Origin of the sequence: Streptomyces sp. NBC_00154, from assembly GCF_026342835.1 — a bacterium.
Classification (GTDB): domain Bacteria; phylum Actinomycetota; class Actinomycetes; order Streptomycetales; family Streptomycetaceae; genus Streptomyces.
Genome location: NZ_JAPEMI010000001.1, coordinates 7,440,022 through 7,462,302 on the forward strand (window position 1 = coordinate 7,440,022; position 22,281 = coordinate 7,462,302).

General features: G+C 69.6%; 18 protein-coding genes. 13 read left to right on the forward strand and 5 right to left on the reverse strand.

The genetic code is table 11. The annotated features are described in order from the left end of the window. Positions 1-132 precede the first annotated feature (132 nt). Both OHA03_RS33390 and OHA03_RS33395 read left to right on the forward strand, forming a co-directional pair. A complete protein-coding gene (locus OHA03_RS33390) occupies positions 133-684 on the forward strand; it encodes a carbonic anhydrase (protein ID WP_267007405.1) in 552 nt (183 codons plus the stop codon). Between the two features lie 199 nt (positions 685-883). Beyond that, positions 884-1,681 (forward strand): acyl-CoA dehydrogenase family protein, encoded by a 798-nt coding sequence (locus tag OHA03_RS33395; protein ID WP_267007406.1) that lies wholly within the window; start codon positions 884-886, stop codon positions 1,679-1,681. Here the strand turns inward: OHA03_RS33395 and OHA03_RS33400 are convergent. Further along, complete coding sequence (locus OHA03_RS33400) at positions 1,642-2,328, reverse strand: GntR family transcriptional regulator (protein ID WP_267007407.1); 687 nt, start codon at positions 2,326-2,328, stop codon at positions 1,642-1,644. The two genes, OHA03_RS33395 and OHA03_RS33400, sit on opposite strands and share 40 nt — an antisense overlap. 425 nt (positions 2,329-2,753) lie before the next feature. On the opposite strand from OHA03_RS33400, the gene OHA03_RS33405 reads away from it, so the two are divergent. The 7 genes from OHA03_RS33405 to OHA03_RS33435 all read left to right on the forward strand — a co-directional run bounded on the left by OHA03_RS33405 (position 2,754) and on the right by OHA03_RS33435 (position 10,872). Further along, on the forward strand, positions 2,754-3,284 hold the full coding sequence (locus tag OHA03_RS33405; RefSeq protein WP_267007408.1) for a formate dehydrogenase subunit gamma: 531 nt from the start codon (positions 2,754-2,756) through the stop codon (positions 3,282-3,284). Continuing rightward, a complete protein-coding gene (locus OHA03_RS33410) occupies positions 3,281-4,870 on the forward strand; it encodes an NADH-quinone oxidoreductase subunit NuoF (RefSeq protein WP_267007409.1) in 1,590 nt (529 codons plus the stop codon). Before OHA03_RS33405 ends, OHA03_RS33410 begins: the two co-directional genes overlap by 4 nt. Continuing rightward, complete coding sequence (gene fdhF, locus OHA03_RS33415; protein ID WP_267007410.1) at positions 4,867-7,689, forward strand: formate dehydrogenase subunit alpha; 2,823 nt, start codon at positions 4,867-4,869, stop codon at positions 7,687-7,689. Before OHA03_RS33410 ends, fdhF begins: the two co-directional genes overlap by 4 nt. A gap of 5 nt (positions 7,690-7,694) precedes the next feature. After that, positions 7,695-7,907, forward strand: a complete 213-nt coding sequence (locus OHA03_RS33420; RefSeq protein WP_267007411.1) for a formate dehydrogenase subunit delta — start codon at positions 7,695-7,697, stop codon at positions 7,905-7,907. Between the two features lie 513 nt (positions 7,908-8,420). Next, entirely contained in the window at positions 8,421-9,833 is a 1,413-nt protein-coding gene (locus OHA03_RS33425) for an OFA family MFS transporter (protein WP_267007412.1), read from the forward strand. A 348-nt stretch (positions 9,834-10,181) separates the two neighbouring features. Then, positions 10,182-10,517 (forward strand): transposase family protein, encoded by a 336-nt coding sequence (locus OHA03_RS33430; protein WP_267007413.1) that lies wholly within the window; start codon positions 10,182-10,184, stop codon positions 10,515-10,517. Positions 10,518-10,587: 70 nt separating this feature from the next. Beyond that, positions 10,588-10,872: a hypothetical protein gene (locus OHA03_RS33435; RefSeq protein WP_267007414.1), complete on the forward strand. Its 285-nt coding sequence runs from the start codon at positions 10,588-10,590 to the stop codon at positions 10,870-10,872. Between the two features lie 265 nt (positions 10,873-11,137). Here OHA03_RS33435 and OHA03_RS33440 read toward each other — a convergent pair whose 3' ends face one another. From OHA03_RS33440 to OHA03_RS33450, 3 genes are all read right to left on the reverse strand, one after another. Continuing rightward, a complete protein-coding gene (locus OHA03_RS33440) occupies positions 11,138-11,836 on the reverse strand; it encodes a GntR family transcriptional regulator (protein ID WP_267007415.1) in 699 nt (232 codons plus the stop codon). Between the two features lie 91 nt (positions 11,837-11,927). Further along, positions 11,928-13,400, reverse strand: coding sequence for a Re/Si-specific NAD(P)(+) transhydrogenase subunit beta (gene pntB, locus OHA03_RS33445; RefSeq protein WP_267007416.1), 1,473 nt, complete (start codon positions 13,398-13,400; stop codon positions 11,928-11,930). A gap of 6 nt (positions 13,401-13,406) precedes the next feature. Further along, on the reverse strand, positions 13,407-14,951 hold the full coding sequence (locus OHA03_RS33450; protein ID WP_267007417.1) for a Re/Si-specific NAD(P)(+) transhydrogenase subunit alpha: 1,545 nt from the start codon (positions 14,949-14,951) through the stop codon (positions 13,407-13,409). Between the two features lie 252 nt (positions 14,952-15,203). Between OHA03_RS33450 and OHA03_RS33455 the strand changes: the two genes are divergently transcribed. Both OHA03_RS33455 and OHA03_RS33460 read left to right on the forward strand, forming a co-directional pair. Beyond that, positions 15,204-16,178 carry a 2-dehydropantoate 2-reductase gene (locus OHA03_RS33455; protein ID WP_267007418.1) on the forward strand — a complete coding sequence of 325 codons (975 nt, stop codon included), beginning with the start codon at positions 15,204-15,206 and terminating at the stop codon, positions 16,176-16,178. 166 nt (positions 16,179-16,344) lie between these two features. Continuing rightward, a complete protein-coding gene (locus OHA03_RS33460) occupies positions 16,345-17,280 on the forward strand; it encodes a LysR family transcriptional regulator (RefSeq protein ID WP_267007419.1) in 936 nt (311 codons plus the stop codon). A 37-nt stretch (positions 17,281-17,317) separates the two neighbouring features. Here OHA03_RS33460 and OHA03_RS33465 read toward each other — a convergent pair whose 3' ends face one another. Next, positions 17,318-18,892, reverse strand: coding sequence for a FadD7 family fatty acid--CoA ligase (locus OHA03_RS33465; RefSeq protein ID WP_267007420.1), 1,575 nt, complete (start codon positions 18,890-18,892; stop codon positions 17,318-17,320). 274 nt (positions 18,893-19,166) lie between these two features. Between OHA03_RS33465 and oxc the strand changes: the two genes are divergently transcribed. Together oxc and frc are read left to right on the forward strand one after the other, a co-directional pair. Continuing rightward, positions 19,167-20,918, forward strand: coding sequence for an oxalyl-CoA decarboxylase (gene oxc, locus OHA03_RS33470; RefSeq protein WP_267007421.1), 1,752 nt, complete (start codon positions 19,167-19,169; stop codon positions 20,916-20,918). Positions 20,919-21,007: 89 nt separating this feature from the next. Then, the gene (frc, locus tag OHA03_RS33475) at positions 21,008-22,264 is read left to right on the forward strand and encodes a formyl-CoA transferase (protein WP_267007422.1); all 1,257 of its coding nucleotides are present in this window, start codon (positions 21,008-21,010) and stop codon (positions 22,262-22,264) included. Positions 22,265-22,281: the final 17 nt, after the last annotated feature.

Sequence of the window (22,281 nt, forward strand, 5' to 3'; positions counted from 1 at the left end):
CCCCCCGTACCGGTCCGCCCGCGTTTCTGACGACCGCTTCTGGTCTCCCTTCTGTCGCCCCGGTTCGCCGGGGCGACAGCATTCTGCCCGGCTCCGTTCTGCCCGAGCATCGACCCTGAGAGGCGACCGACCATGTTGACTTCGACACCTTCCGGTGCACGCCCGTCCACCGGTTCCCCTGGCCAGGAATCGGTCATCGACTCCCTGGTGCGGGCCAACCGCGCCTACGCCGACGCGTTTCGCGACCCCGGAATGGATGCCCGTCCCGTCCTCGGAGTGGCCGTCGTGGCCTGTATGGACGCCCGAATCGACCTGCACGCCGCGCTCGGACTCGAGCTGGGGGACTGCCACACCATCCGCAATGCTGGTGGAGTGGTCACCGACGACACCATCCGCTCCCTCACCATCAGCCAGCGCGCCCTGAACACCCGAAGCATCGTCCTCATCCACCACACGGGGTGCGGCCTGCAGACGCTGACCGAGGAGTTCCGGTACGAGCTGGAGCGGGAGGTCGGGCAGCGGCCGGCCTGGGCGGTGGAGTCGTTCCAGGACGTCGACCAGGACGTACGGCAGTCGATGCGGCGAGTGCATACGTCGCCGTTCCTGCCGCATACCGACGACGTGAGGGGCTTCGTCTTCGATGTGGCGTCGGGGCTGCTGAGGGAGATCTCGGACCTCGACTGAGAGTCCTTGCATCCACGCGACTTTGCGTCGTTCGAAGGGGAGTCGGGTGGCCGGGGCCGTCCGATACGTAGCGCCGCGGGGAACAATGGCATACTGTATGCAATGCAAGCCAGTGCCTCGCCGATCCGCGATCCGCGGCCGAGGCCATCGGGACCGCCCGCCCGGGGCGGATCGGACATCGCACCTGAGGGGGCGCCCCGTGTCGTATCCCAGCGCACTGCATGACGTCCTGGACCACGTCATCGCTCCGGCCGGCAAACTGGCGTACCAGGAAGGGAAGTTCCCGCGTGCGGCGGTCACGGCGCTCGGCCGGGCCGGGCTCCTCGGGCTGACCTGTTCGGCCGAACCCACCGGTGGCGGAGCCGACTTGGCGCGAGCTGCCGAGGTGGTAGCCCGGGTCATGCCCGTGTGCCCGGCCACGGCCGCGGTGCTCCAGTCCCACTACGCGGCGGCCGCGGTGGTCGAGGCGTACGGCGGCCGGTGGCTGCGGGGTGAGGTCGCGGCCGGCCGCCACCTGTGCACCCTCGCAGTGGTGGAGGACGGCGCCGGGGGAGCGGTGCGCTCGACCGCGCGGCGTACTGGAGGCGTGGTGGCACTGCGGGCCCGCAAGCGTGATGTGGTAGCCGCAGGTGAGGCGGACAGTTATGTCTGGTCGTCTGTCGCCTCGGACGGTGGCCTGACGCTCTGGGGCGTGCCGGCCCATGCTCCCGGCCTGTTCGTTCCGGCGCGCGCCACCGGGGCACCGCTTGCCAGCGCCACGTCCACGGTGGTCGCCGACCCGGTGCGCATCCCGGCCGAGGCGATACTGGGGGCGGACGGCGAGGGTTTCAAGATTCTGTTCGGCGCCGTGCTGCCGTGGCTGCTCGAGCTGTGCGCCGTCGTCGGGTCCGGCGCGGTGCACCCCTCGCTGGGCGCGCTGGCGCGATCCGCTTCCGGGACCGCGCGCTCCGGCGACGGTCAGGCGTTCGCGGCCTCCGCCGCGATGGCTTTGCGGTAGGTGCGGGTGCGTTCGGTGTGCTTGCGCATGATCTCGCCGGCCCGCTCAGGGTCGCCCTTTGCGATGGCCTCGATGAGGCGGGCGTGTTCGTTCCAGGAGCCCTTGGAGCGGGAGTTGGCGATCGGGGTGTAGTACCAGCGCACCTTGCGCCCCACCTGTGTGATCAGCTCGGCGAGCACGTCGTTGCCGCCCACGGATGTGATGTATGTGTGCAGGGCCGTGTTCGCGGCGACCAGGCGGTCGGTCGTGCTCTCCGTCAGTGCGTCCAAGCCTTCTTGCTGGAGCTGCCACAGGCGCTCGATGTGCTCGGGCTTGGCGTGACGCGCCGCCAGTTGTGCGGAGTAGGTCTCCAACACTGTGCGGACGTCGAGGAGTTGGGTCGCCTCCTCCTGTGTGGGGGTGTGCACGAACGCGCCTTGAGCGGGCCTGAGGTCGACCCAGCCGTCCCTGTGCAGGCGCTGGAGCGCCTCGCGCACGGGCTGCCTGCTGACCCCCAGTTGCTCGGCGAGATCCGATTCGACCAGATGCTGGCCCGATTTCAGGGTGCCGCTGATGATCAGCTCTGCCAGGGCATCGGACACCGCCTGGCGCAGCGGCGCCGGGCGGGCGACGCGTCGGGCGGAGTCAGCCGTCAGGCCTTGGCGCATGGTTCTCCTGTTCCGCCCCCGAGCTCACCGAGTCGGTGGCTGTCCCGGCCGTTACCCCCGGGCGGACCGCGCGGCGGTCCATTCAGGATACAGGTTTTCGTATGCAGTGTGGTGTCCCGTGACGGCCTTGCGTGATGTCCCACCGAGGCGGAGGGTGATCGCGCATTGGATCAACGCAGCTGGCCAACAGCGGAGTTGACCGTCCTTCGAAGCAGATCGGCAGGCAACTCCATGTGGGATTCTGTATGCAAAAAGCTTGTATGCATCAGGGTTGCATGCTTCGCTAGGACTGTTTCGCCCCTTGCGCCGTGCGTGCGAGGGGAGGTCGAGGTGCCCCTGTGAACGCGAACCGTGGTGCTCGGACCGGACCCCCAGGTGCCCGTGCCCGTACCCCTTCCACGGCCCTGACGAAAGGCCGCACGACCATGAAGATCCGGACCAGTGATCCGACGGTGGAGCAGGTGGTGAGGAAGATCGCCGACGCCCATCGCGAGCAGCGTGGCGCTCTGTTGCCGATCCTCCACGCCGTGCAGGCCGAACTGGGGCATGTGCCCAAGGAGGCCGTACCGGTGCTCGCCGACGAGCTCAACCTCTCGCGGGCCGACGTGCACGGAGTGGTGAGCTTCTACCACGACTTCCGCGACGAGCCCGCGGGCCACCGTACCGTCCGAATCTGCCGCGCCGAGGCCTGCCAGGCCCAGGGCGCGGGGTATCTCGTGGAGTACGTACGGCAGATGGGGCTCACCCTGGGCCGGACCGCCGAGGACGGTTCGGTCACCGTCGAGCAGGTTTTCTGCCTCGGCAACTGCGCCCTCGGCCCCGCCGTCGAGGTGGACGGACGTATGCACGGCCGGGTGGACACGGAGCGGCTCGGCGCACTGCTCCACGGAACCGACCAGACGCGGCGCGACGGCGTCGGCGCCACGCCCGACGAAAGTGAGGCACCCCGGTCATGACCCAGCATCCCGCACAGCCCCATGTGCGGATCTACGTCCCCCGCGACTCGGCAGCCCGGTCCGTGGGCGCCGACGAGGTGGCCGCCACAATCCAACAGGCCGCCGACAGTGCCGACGTGGCCATCGATCTCGTACGCACCGGATCGCGCGGCATGCTCTGGCTCGAACCGCTCGTCGAGGTCGCCACCGAGCACGGGCGTATCGGCTACGGTCCGGTGACCCCCGACGACGTTCCCGCACTGCTCGCCGCCGGCCTGCTGGACGGCGACGAGCACCCCCTGCGCCTCGGCCCGGTGGACGAACTGCCGTGGCTGGCCCGGCAGAACCGGGTCACCTTCGCGCGCGTCGGCGTCATCGATCCGCTCGACGCCGACGACTACCTGCGCCACGGCGGTCTCACAGGGCTGCGGACCGCGCTGAAGCTCACGCCCGCCGACGTGGTCGCCGAGGTGACCGACTCGGGCCTGCGTGGGCGCGGCGGGGCGGGCTTCCCCGCAGGCATCAAATGGAAGACCGTCCTCGACTGCCCGGGCGAGCTGAAGTTCATCTGCTGCAACGCCGACGAGGGCGACAGCGGAACCTTCGCCGACCGCATGCTCATGGAGGGCGACCCGTTCCTGCTCATCGAGGGCATGACGATCGCCGCGCACGCCGTCGGCGCCCGCGAGGGCTACCTCTACATCCGGTCCGAGTACCCCGACGCGGTCGCCACGATGCGCGCCGCCATCGACATCGCCCGCGAGCGTGGCTGGCTCGGCACCTCGGTCCTCGGCACGCCGCTCGACTTCGATCTGCATGTGCGGGTCGGCGCGGGCGCGTACATCTGCGGCGAGGAGACCTCCATGCTGGAGAGCCTGGAGGGCAAGCGCGGCATGGTCCGCGCGAAGCCGCCGATCCCCGCGATCGAGGGCCTGTTCGGCAAGCCGACCGTCGTCAACAACGTCCTGACGCTTGGCACCGTACCCGTCGTCCTCGCCCAGGGCGCCAAGGCGTACCAGGAGCTCGGTGTGGAGCGCTCCCGCGGCACCCAGGTCTTCCAGCTCGGCGGCAACATCGCCCGCGGCGGCATCGTCGAGACCGCCTTCGGTATCACGCTGCGCGAACTCATCGAGGAGTACGGCGGCGGCACGCGGTCGGGCCGGCCGGTGCGCACCGCGCAGGTCGGCGGGCCGCTCGGCGCCTACCTTCCGCCCTCGTCGTTCGACCTGCCGATGGACTACGAGGCGTTCGCCGCGGCCGGGGCGATGGTCGGACACGGCGGCATCGTGGTCTTCGACGACACCGTCGACATGGCCGCCCAGGCCCGCTTCGCCATGGAGTTCTGCGCGGCCGAGTCCTGCGGCAAGTGCACCCCGTGCCGGGTCGGTTCAGTGCGCGGCGTCGAGGTGATCGACAAGATCGTGGCGGGGGAGCAGAGGGACGAGAACCTGGCACTCCTCGACGACCTGTGCGAACTGATGACCGAGGGCTCGCTGTGCGCGATGGGCGGACTGACCCCGCTGCCCGTGCGCAGCGCCCTTGCTCACTTCGCGGACGACTTCCTCGGGGAAGTCGCCGCCGACACGAGGACGAAGGGCACGGCATGACACTGCTCAAGGAACCCGATCACGGCACCCCGGAGCGACCGGGGGAGGCCACGGTGGCGCTCGAGGTGGACGGCATACCGGTGAGCGTGCCGGAGGGCACCTCGGTGATGCGTGCCGCCTCGCTCGCCGGCGTCGACATCCCCAAACTGTGTGCCACCGACTCCCTGGAGGCCTTCGGCTCCTGCCGGCTGTGCGTGGTCGAGATCGACGGCCGGCGCGGCACACCCGCCTCCTGCACCACCCCGTGCGCCGACGGTATGCAGGTGCGCACCCAGACACCCAAGGTGGAGAAACTGCGCCAGGGCGTCATGGAGCTCTACATCTCCGACCACCCGTTGGACTGTCTGACCTGCCCCGCCAACGGCGACTGCGAATTGCAGGACATGGCGGGCGTCGTCGGACTGCGCCAGGTGCGCTACGGCTACGAGGGGGAGAATCACCTCGACGCCGAGAAGGACACCAGCAACCCCTACTTCGACTTCGACGCGTCCAAGTGCATCGCCTGTTCCCGCTGCGTTCGCGCCTGCGGCGAGATCCAGGGCACATTCGCCCTGACCATCGAGGGACGCGGGTTCGACTCCAAGGTGGCGGCGGGCGCGGGGGAGTCCTTCATGGACTCCGAGTGCGTCTCCTGCGGAGCCTGCGTGCAGGCGTGCCCCACGTCCACGCTCCAGGAGAAGTCGGTCGTCGACCTCGGCATGCCCACCCGCTCGGTCCTCACCACCTGTGCGTACTGCGGCGTCGGCTGCTCCTTCAAGGCCGAACTGCGCGGCGACGAACTCGTCCGCATGGTGCCGTACAAGGACGGCGGCGCCAACGAGGGCCACGCGTGCGTCAAGGGCCGCTTCGCCTTCGGCTACGCCACGCACCCCGACCGCGTCCTCAAGCCCATGGTGCGCGAGAAGATCACGGACCCGTGGCGAGAGGTCGAGTGGGACGAGGCCATCGCCACCGTCGCGCGCCGGATGCGGGCTCTGCAGGACACGTACGGGACGGGCGCGGTCGGCGCGATCACCTCTTCGCGGTGCACGAACGAGGAGGTGTACGTCGTCCAGAAGATGGTCCGCGCCGCGTTCGGCAACAACAACGTCGACACCTGTGCTCGCGTCTGCCACTCGCCCACCGGATACGGGCTCAAGCAGACCTTCGGTGAATCCGGGGGCACCCAGGACTTCCGCTCGGTCGCCGAGGCCGACGTCATCATGGTGATCGGCGCCAACCCCACCGACGGACATCCGGTGTTCGCCTCCCGGATGAAGCGCCGGCTGCGCGAGGGCGCCCGCCTCATCGTGGTCGACCCGCGCCGCATCGACCTCGTACGCTCGCCGCACATCGAGGCCGACCACCATCTGCAACTGCGACCGAGCACCAACGTGGCCGTGGTCAACGCCATGGCGCACGTGGTGGTCACCGAGGCGCTGGTCGACCAGAACTTCGTGGCCGAGCGGTGCGAGGGCTACGAGGAATGGGCCGCGTTCGTGGCCCGCCCCGAGAACAGCCCCGAGGCCGTCGAGCCGGTCACCGGGGTCCCGGCCGACGAACTGCGCGCGGCCGCCCGGCTGTACGCGGGCGCACCCAACGGGGCGATCTACTACGGTCTGGGCGTCACCGAGCACAGCCAGGGCTCGACCATGGTCATGGGGATGGCCAACCTTGCGATGGCGTGCGGGAACATCGGCCGCGACGGCGTGGGCGTCAATCCGCTGCGCGGCCAGAACAACGTCCAGGGCTCCTGCGACATGGGCTCCTTCCCGCACGAACTGCCCGGCTACCGGCATGTCTCCGACGACGCGGTGCGCACCGTGTTCGAGGACCTGTGGGGCACCGCCCTGCTGCCTGAGCCGGGGCTTCGCATCCCCAACATGTTCGACGCGGCCATCGACGGCTCCTTCCGCGGCCTGTTCGTCCACGGCGAGGACATCGCGCAGTCCGACCCGAACCTGAAGCATGTCACCGCGGCCCTGGAGGCGATGGAACTCGTCGTCGTCCAGGACTTGTTCCTCAACGAGACCGCCAAGTTCGCGCATGTGTTCCTGCCCGGGGCGTCGTTCCTGGAGAAGGACGGCACCTTCACCAACGCGGAGCGCCGGATCAACCGGGTGCGCGCGGTGATGGCGCCGAAGGCGGGCAAGCACGAGTGGCAGATCGTCACCGAGATCGCCACCGCCATGGGGTATCCGATGGCGTACGACCACCCGAGCCAGATCATGGACGAGATCGCCGCGGTCACCCCGACCTTCGAGGGCGTCTCCTTTGCGCTGCTCGACAAGCTGGGCAGCGTCCAGTGGCCGTGCAACGCCGAGGCGCCCGATGGCACACCCGTCATGCACATCGACGAATTCGTCCGCGGCAAGGGCAAGTTCGTCGTCACCTCGTACGTGCCGACCAATGAGCGCTCCACCCGCCGCTTCCCGCTGGTGCTCACCACCGGGCGCATCCTCAGCCAGTACAACGTCGGGGCGCAGACGCGCCGCACAGGCAACGTCGCCTGGCACCCCGAGGACGTACTGGAACTGCACCCGCACGACGCGGAGGACCGCGGGATCACCGACGGTGACCTGGTCACCTTGGCCAGCCGGGTCGGCCGCACCACGCTGCGCGCCCTGGTCTCCGACCGGATGCCGACCGGAGTCGTCTACACGACCTTCCACCACCCGGTCACCGGGGCCAACGTGGTGACCACGGAGAACTCCGACTGGGCGACAAACTGCCCGGAGTACAAGGTGACGGCCGTCCAGGTCGCCCTGGCGCCGCCGGGGCATGAAAGGGCCACGGCGGCCGGCAAGGCCCCCGTGGGCGCCCTGACGGCGGGAGACTGACAAACATGGCCACCACTGAGCCGTCCGAGTGCCGCATGGCCAATGACATCGCCTTGAACCTCGCCCATCTGCCCACGGCGCAGGCGGCCACCGAACTGGCCGGACACATCGGCAGGTTCTGGGACCCGCGGATGCGCACCAGGCTCCGCGCGCTGGTGGACTCCGACGCAGCCGGCGTGCACCCGCTGGTCGTCGAGGCGGTGAAGCTGCTGCGCTGACGGTGGAGTTGAGGGTACGGCCCGCTGCGGCGTGATGCAGCGGGCCATGTCTCGTGCAGCCCCGTGGGGATCCCCCGCGGGGTCCTTCGGCATGCCCGGAACCGGCCGTCCCGTTCCGCTGCGCCGCGTAACTGCACTGCTCCCAAAGGTAGTTGGGTAATGCACTGGTCAAGCTTCATGCCGCCCCACTGGACACACGATTTCAGCACTCCATACCGTATGCAATCACCGATCAGGCTCCCTGCGCCGTGATCGGCAGGTCAGTTGTCTGCCACACCTCGCCGCGGCCCCGAACCCGCCGCGCCGAGGCCGAACCACCAGGTCACCGCCTGCACGCCGGCGGACTCCGGGATGCCGCCCCGGACCCGTGACGCGCCGACGGCGTACCCCCTACCCGCGCCCGGCAGGAGTCCGGGCGCGCACCGTGGAGGGGAGTCGCTTTCACCCACCGCACGAAGAGCAAGGCCCCAGGGGGCGCACGCCAAGCTCTTTTTCAGGCAAGGGAAGGCACACATGTCAGAAATACCGCAGGCGACTTCCTCCTCGTACCGAGAGGTCGCAGATGCCAACGGACGCGTCTACCGCGTCGGGGAGAGTGACCGCTCCATCCTGGGCAGGCCTCGGGCGTGGATGGTCTGGCTCCCGTGGATCGCGATGATGGGCGTCAGCGTTTACGAGTACGGCTACAGCTCGGCGGAGTCGACCCTCGAGCACGCCCATGGCTGGACCCTCACCGAGGCCTTCTGGATCGCCAGCATCTGGGCGGTCTTCCAGGCGGGCATCGCCTTCCCCGCGGGCAGGCTCCGGGAGACCGGAAAGCTCTCCGCCAAAACGGGCATGCTTCTCGGAGCGGTACTGTCCGGGCTCGGCTTCCTCTCCATCGCCCACGTGTCGAACCCAATCGTGGTGATACTCGGCTACTCGGTGCTCGGTGGCGCCGGCTCCGGACTTGTCTACGCGACCTGTATCAACATGGTCGGCAAGTGGTATCCGGACAACAAGGGCGCGCGGACCGGCTTTGTCAACGGTGGATTCGCCTACGGCACACTGCCGTTGATCTTCGTCTTCAGCTACTGGTTCCACGCCGACAACTACCGGTTGGTCCTCGACCTCATTGCCCTGGGCATGGTCCTCCTCGTCGGCAGCTGCGGCTTCTTCTTCCGCGACCCGCCCAAGAGCTGGTGGCCGCACGACGTGGACCCGCTCAACCGCGACGGCGGCGAGGACGCCGCACGTGTGGCGCGCAGGCTGCGCAAAAACCCGCCGGCCAAGGGGCAGTTCACCCCGATGCAGGCGATCAGGACCGGGCAGCTGCCGCTGATGTGGTTCGCCCTGGTCTGCATCGGCGGCGTCTCGCTCTTCGGCATCAACTTTCAGGTCCCCTTCGCCAAGAGCCTCGGCTTCGGGCCGCTGATCGCCGCCTCGTCAGCGGGTGTGCTCGCCGTGGTCAACGGGGTGGGCCGGGCCGCCGTGGGCTGGCTGTCGGATACCCTGGGCCGCCGGCAGACCCTGACGCTGGTCCTCGTGATCGCGGGCGTCGCGCAGTTCGGCGTGCTGTGGTCGGGGCAGGCCCACAACGAACCGCTGTTCCTTGTTTTCGCCTTCGTCAACGGCTTCGGCGGCGGCGCCTTCTACCCGCTGTTCGCGGCACTGGTCCCGGACTACTTCGGGGAGAACAACAACGCCACCAACTACGGCCTCGTCTACAGCGCCAAGCTGGTCGGCGGTGTCGGCGGCGGTGGCTTGGCCGCTTCGGTGATCAGCGCCTGGGGCTACTCGGGCGGCTACTACCTGGCAGGCGGCATCGCCTTCCTGTCGGCTCTGATCACCCTGCTGCTGCGCCAGCCCGGCCGACCCGCGGACCAGGAGCGGCCCGCCGAGCAGGCCGTCGCCGACAGCCGGGGGCTGACCAGCGCGGCGAACTGAGCGAACGCCCGGGCGCACCTTCGCGCCCGGGCCCGCAGACCGTGCGCGGGTGCGGACAGAGCGTTGGGCGGCGGCGGCAGTCGTCCGGCGAGGCGCCCGTGGCACAGGCCGGGCCGGACGGTGGGGTGCGCTCCCTGCTCCGTCCGGCCCCGGCCCATTGAGAGATTTCCATCGTGATATCCGCTGGTCAGCAGGGCTGGCGTGATGTTCCGGTGGGGTGCTGTGCTCATGCTGGTCCGGGTGAAGCTCTCACGACGTTGGCTGCCAGGTCCGGCTCCCGCTGTCGAAGCGGACCATCGATCTCGTTGCCGGTCCGATACGCCGTCGCCGTAATCAGATCCGCTCCCGTTGGCGCAAGGCCGCCCCGGCGACCAGGCGCTCATCGTGCTCGCCGTGCTCCGTCACGACCAGCGCCTGGCCGACATGGCCGGCGGTAACGATGTCTCCGCCTCCACCGTGCGCCGCTGGGTGCAGGAAGTCGTCGAACTCCTCGCCGCGCGTTCGCCACGGCTGGACCGGGAACCGAAGAAGGTCGCCCGTTCCGGCGGGGTGATGGTCCTGCTGGACTGCACCCCGATCCGCACCCGACGCCGCACCGGCAAGGACAACCGGAAGAACTACTCCGGCAAGAGCAAGGTTCATGGCCCGCTGTTTCTCCCTCTGACCGACGCCACGGCACGATGACGGACGATCTCGCACCAACGATCCCACCCCCGATCAGCACGAGCATCCCCGGCCCGGAACGTCAGGAGACGTGCGCTCGCCAGACGGAGAGGTCGCCCTCGTCCGAGTCCTCGAAGCCGACCGCGACCGGTTCGTCGCCGTCCGCCGACAGGTGGACGGTGCACTGCGTCACCTTGCCACCGGGCGGGACCATGCCACCAGACCCGTCGGACGGGCAGCCAGCGATTTCCAGTCCGTCGAGGACGAGGGCCGGCGCGCCTCCGATCTGCTGGCCGCCCTCGGTGAGCACCCGGACGCTGCTGCGGCCGAGAAGGAAGCGAACCGAACTGCCTGGTCGGCCGCGAACGCGCCGTAGCCAAGCATGGCTTCGCGAACCTCAGGACCTGGCGGATCTTGACCAAGCTCCGCATGAACGCCCGACATGCGACCACACTCCTGCGGGCCCTGCTCGTCCTGGCGAACACCGAAGTCCAACGATCACGGACGATCTCGCGCCGACGATCTCACCCCCGATCAGCACGAGCACCTCACCGGAAGATCACGCCGGCCCTGCTGACGAGCGGAAATCACGATGGCGGTTCCTCATTGCTGTGTCAGGTGTCCCATTTCAGTCGCCGCGGTCACGCCCGGGCTCGGGGTGCCGCGGTCAGTTGGCGGCAGTAGAAGTCGGTGGTCGTCCGGGTGTGATGATGCATCAGTTCCTCGGCCCGGTCGGCGTCGCCGGCCGCAATGCGGTCGATGATGTCGGCGTGCTCGTTCCACGCGTCCTTGCCGCGTGGCCGGGCGATGGGCATGTAGTACCAGCGCACCCGGCGGTCGACCTGCCGGATCAGCTCGGCGAGGATGGGGTTGCGCGCGAGCTCGGTGATGAAGCCGTGCAGCGCCGCGTTCGCCTCGACGATGCCGCGGGCGTCGTCCGCGGAGAGCGCAGCTATTCCGGCGGCCTGCAGTTCCCACAGGCGCGTGATGTCCGGACCGGTCGCATACTGTGCGGCGCCGCGCGCCGAGTGGGTTTCCAGGACGGCGCGGACGCTGAGCAGCTGGGTGGCCTCCTCGACGGTCGGGCTGTGCACGAATGCGCCCTGCGCGGGGCGCAGTTCCACCCATCCGTCGGCCTGGAGGCGCAGGAGCGCTTCGCGCACCGGTTGGCGGCTCACGCCGAGGTCCTCGGCGAGTTCGGCCTCGATCAGATGCTGGCCCGGCTGGAGTACGCCCCCCACGATCAGCTCGATCAGGACGTCGTAGACGGCCTGGCGCAGGGGCGCGGGCCTGTTGACGGGTGTCGTCACGGTGGCTGGGAAAGTGCGTGGCTCGCGCATGAGCTCCCTGGTGGTGGCGGCGGGAGGTGCTGGTGATGGAGCGGGAGAAATCGCGTACAGCATATAGGCTTCTGTATGCAATCTGGCTATATCAGGCGGGTGCGGGCTGCTCCGCCGGCCGGCGTCCGGAGCCCGCCGCCGAGCCCGGGTCACTGGCCGCCAGTTCGCGCAGGATCGCCTCCACGCTCTGCTTGGCGTCGCCGAAGAGCATGCTGCTGTTCTCCCGGAAGAACAGCGGATTCTGCACACCTGCGTACCCGGAGGCCATGGACCGCTTGAATACGACTACGTGCTCCGCCTCCCACACCCGCAGCACGGGCATCCCGGCGATGGGGCTGGCCGGATCGTCCATCGCCGACGGGTTGACGGTGTCGTTGGCGCCGATGACCAGGACCACCGAGGTGTCGGCGAAGTCGTCGTTGATCTCGTCCATCTCCAGGACGACGTCGTACGGTACGCGGGCCTCGGCAAGGAGTACGTTCATGTGGCCCGGCAGCCGTCCCGCCACGGGATGCACGCCGAAACGCACGGTCACGCCGCGCTCCCGCAGACGGCGCGTCAGCTCCGCCACCGGGTGCTGCGCCTGGGCGACCGCCATGCCGTACCCCGGGGTGATGATCACCTGCGTGGCGCCCGCCAGTGCGCTTGCGGTGTCCTCGGCGCTGATCTCCCGGTGCTCGCCCTGCTCCTGCTCGCCGCTGGGTGCGGCCTCGACGCCGAAGCCACCCGCGATGACGGAGAGGAAGGACCGGTTCATCGCCCGGCACATGATGTACGACAGGTAGGCGCCGGAGGAGCCGACCAGCGCCCCGGTGACGATGAGAAGGTTGTTGTCCAGCAGGAAGCCGGCCGCTGCGGCGGCCCAGCCCGAGTAGCTGTTGAGCATCGAGACCACGACGGGCATGTCGCCGCCGCCGATGGAGGCGACCAGATGCCAGCCCAGGACGAGCGCGAGCACGGTGACGGCGATCATCAGAGCGAGGTTCGGGCTGACGGTGAACCAGACCGTCAGGGTCAGGAACGCGAACAGGGCACCGACGTTGAGCAGGTTCTTCCCGGGCAGGGTCAGTGGCCGGGACTTGATGCGCGCGGACAGTTTCAGGAACGCGATCACGGAACCTGTGAAGGTGACCGCGCCGATGAAGATGCCGATGAACACCTCGGCGTGATGGATCCGCAGCAGCGACCCGGCCAGCTCGGTGGAGCCCGGGCGCTGTGCCTCGACCTCCAAGTAGCTGTTCCAGCCGATCAGTACGGCGGCCAGCCCGACGAGGCTGTGCAGCACGGCGATCAGTTCGGGCATCTGGGTCATCTCGACCCGGCGGGCCTGCCACAGGCCGATCGCGCCACCGATCGCGCCTGCGACGGCGATCAGCGCGATCGACTCACCGGAGACGGAGCGCCCTGCGACGACGACGGTGGCCACGAGTGCAAGCGCCATTCCCGCGACGCCGTAGGCCACCCCCGCCCGGGCGGTGTGGTGCTGGGAGAGCCCCGCCAGGCTGAAGACGAACAGCAGCGCGGCAACGATGTCGGCGGCCTGGGCCGCCGTGGATGCGTTCATCGAACTTCAGCCTTTCGAGAACATGCCGAGCATGCGACGGGTGACGGCAAACCCACCGAAGATGTTCACGGTGGTGAGCAGGATGGCCAGGAATGCCAACACGCTGATGGCCAGGGGCGGGTGGCCGATCTGGAGCAGCGCCCCGACCACCACGATCCCTGAGATCGCATTGGTCACTGACATCAGCGGGGTGTGCAGCGCGTGGTGGACCTTGCCGATCACGTAGTAGCCGATGACCACAGCGAGTGCGAACACCGTGAAGTTGGAGGCGAGTTGGGCGGGCGAGACGGCGATGAGCGCGAAGAGGGCGAGCATCCCGAGCCCGATCAGTCCGTAGCGGCCCGCGGGTGAAAGGCGCCGCGGCGGCGCCGGATCGACCGGTGTTGCCGGCGAGGCCGGGGCTTTCGCGGGCGCAGCCGAGACTGCGACGGGGGGCGGCGGCCACAGTGTCTCGCCGTCGCGCACCACGGTCACCGCCCGCTGTACGACGTCCTCGAGGTCGAGGGTCAGCTGCCCGTCCCGGCCCGGGGTGAGCAGCTTCAGCAGGTTCACCAGGTTCGTGCCGTACAGCTGTGAGGCCTGGGCGGGCAGGCGGCCCGCGAGGTCGGTGTAGCCGATGATGGTGACGCCGTTCTCGGTGACGATCGCCCGATCGCTCACCGTCCCTTCGACGTTCCCGCCTTGCGCCGCCGCCATGTCGACGATGACGCTGCCCGGTTTCATCGAGGCCACTTGATCGGCCGTGATCAGCCGGGGCGCCGGGCGCCCCGGGATCAGGGCCGTCGTGATGATGATGTCGACATCCCTGGCCTGCTCGGAGTAGATCTCGGCGGCGCGCAGGTCGTACGCCTCGGACGTGGCTCGCGCGTATCCGTCGCCCGCCGACTCCTGTTCGATCTCGACGGCCAGGAACTCTCCTCCGAGTGACCGTACTTGGTCGGCGACCTCGCCGCGCGGGTCGGTGGCCCGGACCATCGCGCCGAGGCTCCCCGCGGCTCCGATGGCCGCGAGGCCGGCCACTCCGGCGCCGGCCACCAGCACCTTCGCGGGGGGCACTTTGCCCGCTGCGGTGACCTGTCCGGTGAAGAACCGTCCGAAGGCGTGGGCCGCCTCGATGACCGCCCGGTAGCCGGCGATGTTGGCCATCGAACTGAGCACGTCCAGGGACTGGGCCCGCGAGATGCGGGGCACGGCGTCCATGGACAACGCGGTCAGCCGCCTGCTTGCGAGCTGGGTGACGAGTTCGGCGTGTTGCGCGGGGGCGAGCAGGCCGACGATCGTCGCCCCGTCCCGCAGCCGTCGCACCTCGTCGTGGGACGGCGCGTTGACCTTGAGAACGACATCGGCGTGCCAGGCGTCGTCGAGGCGCGCGCCCGCCTCGACGTACGACGCGTCGGAGAAGCCCGATGCGGTTCCGGCGCCGGTCTCGACGACGATTTCGTAGCCGAGCCCGATCAGGCGGCGGACGGTGTCCGGGGTGGCCGCCACTCTGGTCTCCCCGGAGGTCGACTCGGCGACGACGCCTATGCGTTGTGGTGGTGGCGCAGACATTGCTCTCCTTTTCTCAGGGGCCTTGCGGGTCCGTCGGTGCGCGGGGAGCGTCAGGAGCGGAGGAAGCGGGGCACCGGACAGGAGGCGCGCAGCATATTGTGTGCAGTTCGCTCGACGCCAGGGTGAATCCGGGCGGGTGGTCGGGGACATGGCGGCCGTATCGGTTCGGGTTCGAAGGGTATACACCGGGCCTGCGGACTGCATACAGTATTCAATCACAATCACTCACCCTTCTTCCCGAGAGGAGATGCCGTGAAGATTGCTGTCCTCGGAGCCGGCGCGATCGGAGCCTTCGTAGGAGCGGCCCTGCACCGGGGTGGTGCCGATGTCCACCTGATCGCCCGCGGTCCGCACCTGCAAGCCATCCGCGAGCGCGGGGTCAGGGTCATCAGCCCGCGCGGCGACTTCGTCGCCCACCCGCACGCCACCGACGACCCCACCGAGATCGGACCCGTGGACTTCGTGTTCCTCGGGCTGAAGGCACACTCCTATCCGTCCAGCGGCCCGCTGATCGAACCGCTCCTCGGCGAGCACACTGCTGTCGTCGCCGGGCAGAACGGCATCCCGTGGTGGTACTTCCACCGGCTCGCCGGCCCCTACGAGGGTCGCCGGATCGAGGCGGTGGACCCAGGCGGCGCGACCAGCAAGGTCCTCGCGCCGGAGCGGGCCGTGGGTTGCGTGGTCTACCCCGCCACCGTCATCGAGGCCCCCGGCGTGATCCGCCACCTCGAAGGCACCCGCTTCTCCATCGGTGAACCCGGCGGCGGGATCTCGGCGCGGTGCAACGCGCTGAGCGAGGCGATGATCGCGGGTGGACTGAAGTGCCCGGTGGAGCCGAACCTGCGGGACGACATCTGGATCAAGCTGATGGGCAACGTCGCGTTCAACCCGATCAGCGCGCTCACCAGGGCCACGATGGTCGAGATCTGCCAACATCCGCCGACGCGACGCCTGGTGGCCCAGCTCATGGAGGAGACGCTGGACATCGCCGCCCGGGTCGGCAGTACGCCGGACATCTCCATCGAGAAACGCCTGCGGGGTGCGGAGGGGGTCGGCGACCACAAGACGTCGATGCTCCAGGACCTGGAGGCGGGCAAGCAGCTGGAACTCGACGCCATCGTGACCGCGGTGGTGGAGATCGCCGATATCACGGGTGCCGAGGCACCCAGGCTCCGAGCGGTGCACGCGGCCACGGACCTGCTGGCGCGCCGCACCGGCACGGGATGAGACCCGGCCCGGCTCCCGCAATGACGCTGGGGGAGCCGGGCCTTCGGTGCGGGCGAGGCGCCGCCCAGGCCGCCGGGTAAGCTCGGTCAGCGCAGCCACCGCAGGCGTGTTCGACCTGGTCGGGGCGGAGACGTATGGGGTGCGGGGGACGAAGCAGGAGGCGAGCATGCTCTTCCGTCAGCTGGAGTACTTCGTGGCGGTGGCCCGGGAGAGGCACTTCGCGCGGGCAGCGGACGCCTGCTTCGTCTCGCAGCCCGCACTGTCTGTGTCGATCGCCAAACTGGAGCGCGAGCTCAACGTCACACTGATCAATCGCGGCCACAATTACCAGGGCCTGACGCCCGAAGGAGAGCGTCTGGTTGTCTGGGCCAAGCGGATCCTCGCCGAGCAGGAGGCGTTCAAGGCCGAGGTGGCTGCGGTCCAGTCGGGCATCACCGGGACGCTGCGGCTGGGCGCGGAGCCCACGGCCTCGACGACGCTCGCGCTGCCGGTGACGGCGTTCTGCACCGCGCACCCGCTGGCCAAGGTCCAGGTGCGGTCCCGCCTGTCCACCACGGAACTCATCCGGCAGCTCCGCGCATTCGAACTCGACGCGGCCATCGCCCACTTCGGTCCCGAGGACCGGGACGGGCTGCAGGTGACGCCGCTTTACGAGGAGCGGTACATGCTGCTCGCCGCCGCCGATCAGCTGCTGCCCCAGTCCGACACTCTGACCTGGGCCGAGGCGTCCCAGCTGCCGCTCGCGCTGCTCACCCCCGACATGCGGATCCGTCAGGTCATCGACGCCGCGTTCACCCGCAGCGGAGTCACCGTCATCCCGCAAGTGGAGACCGACTCCGTGGCCACCCTGTACGCGAACGTGGGCGCGGGCGCCTGCACCAGCATCGTGCCGCACACCTGGTTGCGGGCCCTGCCGGTCACCGGCCGGATGCGTGTGCTGCGGCTTGTCGAGCCGGACGCGCGGGCGCTCATCTCGGTCGCGATCCACGACGCGACGCCGGGCTCGCTCGCGGCCCGCGCGTTCATCACGGCGGCGGCCTCACTGCGTCTGGACGAGTTCTTCGACCGACCGCTGCCCGTGCCCGAACCCCTGGTCCGCTGAGCCGAGGCGGCTCCGGCCGACCCGCCCGGCGGCGATGTCACCGGGCGAAACGCAGCTGGACCGCCTGCCGGTCCAGCGCGCCCTTGGCCGTACGCGGCAGCGCCGGGACGACCTGGATCCGCTCGGGCACCTCGAAGGGGGCCAGCCGGCCCAGGCAGTACCTGACGATCTCCGCGGGCTCCGCGTCCTCCTCCTCGCGCAGCACCACCGCCGCGCCCACCCGATGCCCGTGCCGCTCGTCCGGCACCCCGAACACGGCGGCCTCGGCGACGGCGGGGCAACCGCACAGTACGTCCTCGACGTACTCGGGGGAGACCTGGTCGCCCGCCCGCGTGATCAGGTTCCTGATCCGGCCGGTGAGGAACAGGGCGCCGTCGGCGTCCAGATGCCCCAGGTCCCCGGTGCGCAGCCAGCCCCCGCCGAAACCGCGCACTGTCGCCGCCGGATCGGCGAGGTAACCCCTGGCCACGCTGGGGCCGCGCACCCAGACCTCGCCCTGCACGCCGGGCGGGCACGCCTGCCCCGACGGGTCGACGACCTGGATCCGCGTCCCGGTCGGCCTGCCCACCGAGCCGTGCTTGGACGTACCGGGCGGCGGCAGGGGTTCACTGCTCGCCTGATGGGCGGCCTCCGTCATGCCGTAGGCCGACAGCAGTGGCACCCCGAGGGTGCGCTCCAGGGCCCGCTGGGTCGCGGTATTGAGCGGAGCGCTGGAACTGCGGGCGAAGCGCAGGGGCGGTGCGAGCGGCGCGGGATGTTCGCCGGCCGAACGGTCGAGGAGGATCTCGTGGATGGCGGGCACCGCGGTGAACCAGGTGGCCCCCACCGCGCGCATGTCGTCCCAGAACGTGTCGGCCGAGAAGCGTCCCCCGGCCGGGAGCAGGACGCAGCCGCCGCCGGCGAGCGTGGCGAGCAGCGCCGCGATCAGACCGTGCGTGTGGAAGAGCGGCATGACCGCCACCGTCGCGTCCCACGGGCCCAGTTCGTACGTCGCGCACAGCACGCGCACCGCCGCGGCCACGTTCCCGTGGGTCAGCGGCACCAGGCGGGCCTGGTCCATGGTGCCGGCCGTCGACAGGATCAGGGCGTCGTCCAGGGCGAGGCCCGGCGTGGGCGTCCCGTACAGCCCGAGCGGCGCGCGCGTCGTGTCGAGCGTGACCGCACAGGGGGCGCCGGGCGCGACCTGTACCCGCACGGGCCAGGCGGCCGGCATGCCCGCGGGAGCCTCGGGCCCGCACAGCACCACCCGCGCGCCGAACGCCCCGAGCCGCGCGCCCAGTTGACCGGAAGGCAGGGCCGGATCCAACGGGGCGACAACCGCGCCGGCCCGGGCCGCACCCAATAGGGCCACGACGAACTCGACGGTGTTCGCGGCGACCAGTCCCACCGGGTCCCCGGGCCGCACCCCGGCGGCCGTCAGCCGGCGGGCCAGGTCGTCGGCGAGCGAGGCGAGGCCGGCGTACGACAGCTCGATGCGCTCCGCACCGACGACGAGGGCCCGCGAGTGCGGACGCGCCCGCACGGGCCGGGACAACAGATCGACAAGACCGGTGAGTGCGGGCGGGCGGTAGCGGTCCGGTTCACGCACGGACGCCGTGGCCACTGTGGCCATCACCGCACCTCCTCACGCCAGTTGAGGCGAACAGCCGACACAGCTGAAACGGTCGACTGCGAGCCTGCGGGCCACGACCCGTGAGAGTCCAATGCACAACCGTGAACGGCCGATAGTGGCCGACTATCACCGCAGGTGCCAGGGCCCGTTCCCGCCGTTGATAAACGTCGGTTATCGGCTGGTCGCCGTCAGGTCTTGGACGGGGCGAGGGTCCGGCGCGGAAGGTGGATCCACCAGCCGCACAGCATCACTTGCCCAAGGAGGATCTCGGACCATGACCGCCCCCTCATCACAGGAGACAGCGGCGAACGCCGACGCACCGGCCGAGCTCACCGACGGGTACCACCTGGTCGTCGACGCTCTGAAGCTGAACGACGTCGAGACCATCTACGGCGTGGTCGGCATCCCGATCACGGATCTGGCCCGGCTCGCCCAGGCCGAGGGCATCCGCTACATCGGCTTCCGCCACGAGAGCAACGCGGCCCACGCCGCGGCCGCGGCCGGTTACCTCACCAAGAAGCCGGGCATCGCTCTCACGGTGTCCGCGCCGGGGTTCCTCAACGGCCTCGTCGGCCTGGCCAACGCCACCACCAACTGCTTCCCGATGGTGCAGATCTCGGGGTCCAGCGAGCGCCATCTCGTCGACCTCAAGCAGGGCGACTACGAGGAGATGGACCAGCTCGCCGCCGCGCAGCCGTTCTGCAAGGCCGCGTACCGCATCAGCCGGGTCGAGGACATCGGCCGGGGGATCGCCCGTGCGCTGCGCACCGCCGTCTCCGGCCGGCCGGGGGGCGTCTACCTCGACATCCCGGCCGCCGTGCTCGGCTCCATCATGGACAAGGCGGAGGGCGCCAAGACCCTGAGCCGGCTGGTCGACCCGGCCCCGCGCCAGCTGCCCGCGCCCGAGGCGGTGGACCGTGCCATCGAACTCCTCGCCGGCGCCGAGCGGCCGTTGGTGGTGCTGGGCAAGGGTGCCGCCTACGCCCAGGCCGACGACAGGATCCGGGAGTTCGTCGAGTCGACCGGCATCCCGTACGTACCGATGTCGATGGCCAAGGGCCTGCTGCCCGACGACCACCCGCAGTCGGTGGCGACCGCCCGCTCCCTCGCGCTGCGCAAGGCCGACGTCGTAATGCTCGTCGGAGCGCGCCTCAACTGGCTGCTGGGGCACGGGGAGGCGCCGCAGTGGAACCCCGACGCAAAGTTCATCCAGGTCGACATCGAGCCCAGGGAGCTGGACAGTAACCAGCCGATCGCGGCGCCGCTCGTCGGCGACGTCGCATCCGTGCTCGAGGTGCTGGCCGAGCGCGCCAAGCCGGGTCAGATCTCCGCGCCCACCGCCTGGCGCGAGGAGCTCGCGGCGCGCTCCGCGCAGAATGTCGAGAAGATGGCCGGGCGTCTGGCGGCCGACCCGCACCCGATGCAGTTCATGGGCGCGCTGCGCGCCGTGCGCGACGTGCTACGCGACAACCAGCACGCGTACCTCGTCAATGAGGGTGCCAACGCCCTCGACATGGCGCGCAACGTCATCGACATGCACGTCCCGCGCCACCGCCTGGACGTCGGCACCTGGGGTGTGATGGGGATCGGCATGGGCTACGCGATCGCCGCCGCCGTGGAGACCGGCCAGCCAGTGATAGCCGTCGAGGGCGACAGCGCTTTCGGGTTCAGCGGCATGGAGCTGGAGACGATCTGCCGGTACCAGCTCCCCGTCACCACCGTGATCATGAACAACGGCGGTGTGTACCGCGGAAACGACGTCAACCCCCTCGACGACGCCCCGTCGCCCACCACCCTGATGCTGTCCGCCCGGCACGACCTCATGATCGAGGCGTTCGGCGGCAAGGGCTACCGCGCCACCACCCCCGCCGAGGTCACCGCGGCCCTCACCGAGTCGCTCGCCGCGGGCGGCCCCGCCTTGATCGACTGCGCCATCGACCCGGGCGCGGGCACGGAGAGCGGACACATCTCGCACCTCAACCCCAAGGGCATCACCGTCGGCAACATCGTGCCGTCGAAGAAGTGACCCGCCCATCGCACCCGGCAAGCCACCTCTCAACAACACCAGGCACTAACGCCGTTCGCCGCGCAACCCATCACGAGAAGGACTCAGACATGAGTGAACAGCCGCTCGCAGGCCTCAAGGTGATCGACTTCACCGGGGTCCAGGCCGGCCCCGCCTGTACGCAGATGCTCGCCTGGTTCGGCGCCGACGTCATCAAGGTCGAGCGCATCAACGGCGGCGACGTGACCCGTCAGCAGCTCAGGGACATCCCGGACATCGACGCTCTGTACTTCACCATGCTCAACTCCAACAAGCGCTCACTGGCGATCAACACCAAGACGCCTGAGGGCAAGGAGGTCATGGAGAAGCTGATCCGCGAGTCGGACATCCTCGTCGAGAACTTCGCGCCCGGAGCCATGGACCGCATGGGTCTCGGCTGGGACTACATCCACGAGCTGAACCCGCGCCTCATCTTCGGCTCGGTCAAGGGCTTCAACGACGACTCGAAGTGGAACGACCTCAAGGTCTACGAGAACGTTGCCCAGGCCGCCGGCGGCGCCGCCTCCGTCACCGGATTCTGGGACGGCCCGCCCACCATCTCCGGCTCCGCGCTGGGTGACTCCAACACCGGCATGCACCTCATGATCGGCCTGCTCACGGCGATCATCCAGCGCGACCAGACGGGGCTCGGCCAGAAGGTCTCGGTCTCCATGCAGGACGCCGTCCTCAACCTCACCCGCGTCAAGCTCCGCGACCAGCAGCGCCTGGAGAAGGTCGGCTACCTGGAGGAGTACCCGCAGTACCCGCACGGCGAGTTCGGTGACGCCGTGCCGCGCGGCGGCAACGCGGGCGGCGGCGGCCAGCCCGGCTGGATCCTCAAGTGCAAGGGCTGGGAGACCGACCCCAACGCGTACATCTACTTCACGGTCCAGGAGCAGAACTGGGCTCGTACCTGCGAGGCCATCGGCCACGCGGAGTGGAAGGACGACCCGGAGTACAGCACCGCCCGGGCGCGCCAGCCGCACATCATGGAGATCTTCGGCGAGATCGAGAAGTGGCTCGCCGACAAGACGAAGTACGAGGCCGTCGATATCCTGCGCAAGTGGGAGGTGCCGTGTGCCCCGGTCCTGTCGATGAAGGAGCTCGCCGAGGACCCCGACATGCGCAAGAGCGGCACCATCGTCGAGGTGGAGCAGAAGGAGCGCGGCACGTACCTGACGGTGGGCAGCCCGGTGAAGTTCTCCGGGTTCAAGCCGGACATCAAGGGTGCGCCGCTGCTTGGCGAACACACCGACGAGGTCCTCGCCGACCTGGGCTACGACGCGGACGCCATCCGTAAGCTGCACAAGGGTTCCGTCGTCGCCTGACGCCGTGTCCGCCTGGT

Bases quoted from the DNA above. Each gene is read 5' to 3' on its own strand.
- OHA03_RS33390 (WP_267007405.1), top strand. From the start codon at position 133: ATGTTGACTTCGACACCTTCCGGTGCACGCCCGTCCACCGGTTCCCCT.
- OHA03_RS33400 (WP_267007407.1), bottom strand. From the start codon at position 2,328: ATGCGCCAAGGCCTGACGGCTGACTCCGCCCGACGCGTCGCCCGCCCG.
- OHA03_RS33405 (WP_267007408.1), top strand. From the start codon at position 2,754: ATGAAGATCCGGACCAGTGATCCGACGGTGGAGCAGGTGGTGAGGAAG.
- OHA03_RS33410 (WP_267007409.1), top strand. From the start codon at position 3,281: ATGACCCAGCATCCCGCACAGCCCCATGTGCGGATCTACGTCCCCCGC.
- fdhF (WP_267007410.1), top strand. From the start codon at position 4,867: ATGACACTGCTCAAGGAACCCGATCACGGCACCCCGGAGCGACCGGGG.
- OHA03_RS33420 (WP_267007411.1), top strand. From the start codon at position 7,695: ATGGCCACCACTGAGCCGTCCGAGTGCCGCATGGCCAATGACATCGCC.
- OHA03_RS33425 (WP_267007412.1), top strand. From the start codon at position 8,421: ATGTCAGAAATACCGCAGGCGACTTCCTCCTCGTACCGAGAGGTCGCA.
- OHA03_RS33440 (WP_267007415.1), bottom strand. From the start codon at position 11,836: ATGCGCGAGCCACGCACTTTCCCAGCCACCGTGACGACACCCGTCAAC.
- pntB (WP_267007416.1), bottom strand. From the start codon at position 13,400: ATGAACGCATCCACGGCGGCCCAGGCCGCCGACATCGTTGCCGCGCTG.
- OHA03_RS33450 (WP_267007417.1), bottom strand. From the start codon at position 14,951: ATGTCTGCGCCACCACCACAACGCATAGGCGTCGTCGCCGAGTCGACC.
- OHA03_RS33460 (WP_267007419.1), top strand. From the start codon at position 16,345: ATGCTCTTCCGTCAGCTGGAGTACTTCGTGGCGGTGGCCCGGGAGAGG.
- OHA03_RS33465 (WP_267007420.1), bottom strand. From the start codon at position 18,892: ATGGCCACAGTGGCCACGGCGTCCGTGCGTGAACCGGACCGCTACCGC.
- oxc (WP_267007421.1), top strand. From the start codon at position 19,167: ATGACCGCCCCCTCATCACAGGAGACAGCGGCGAACGCCGACGCACCG.
- frc (WP_267007422.1), top strand. From the start codon at position 21,008: ATGAGTGAACAGCCGCTCGCAGGCCTCAAGGTGATCGACTTCACCGGG.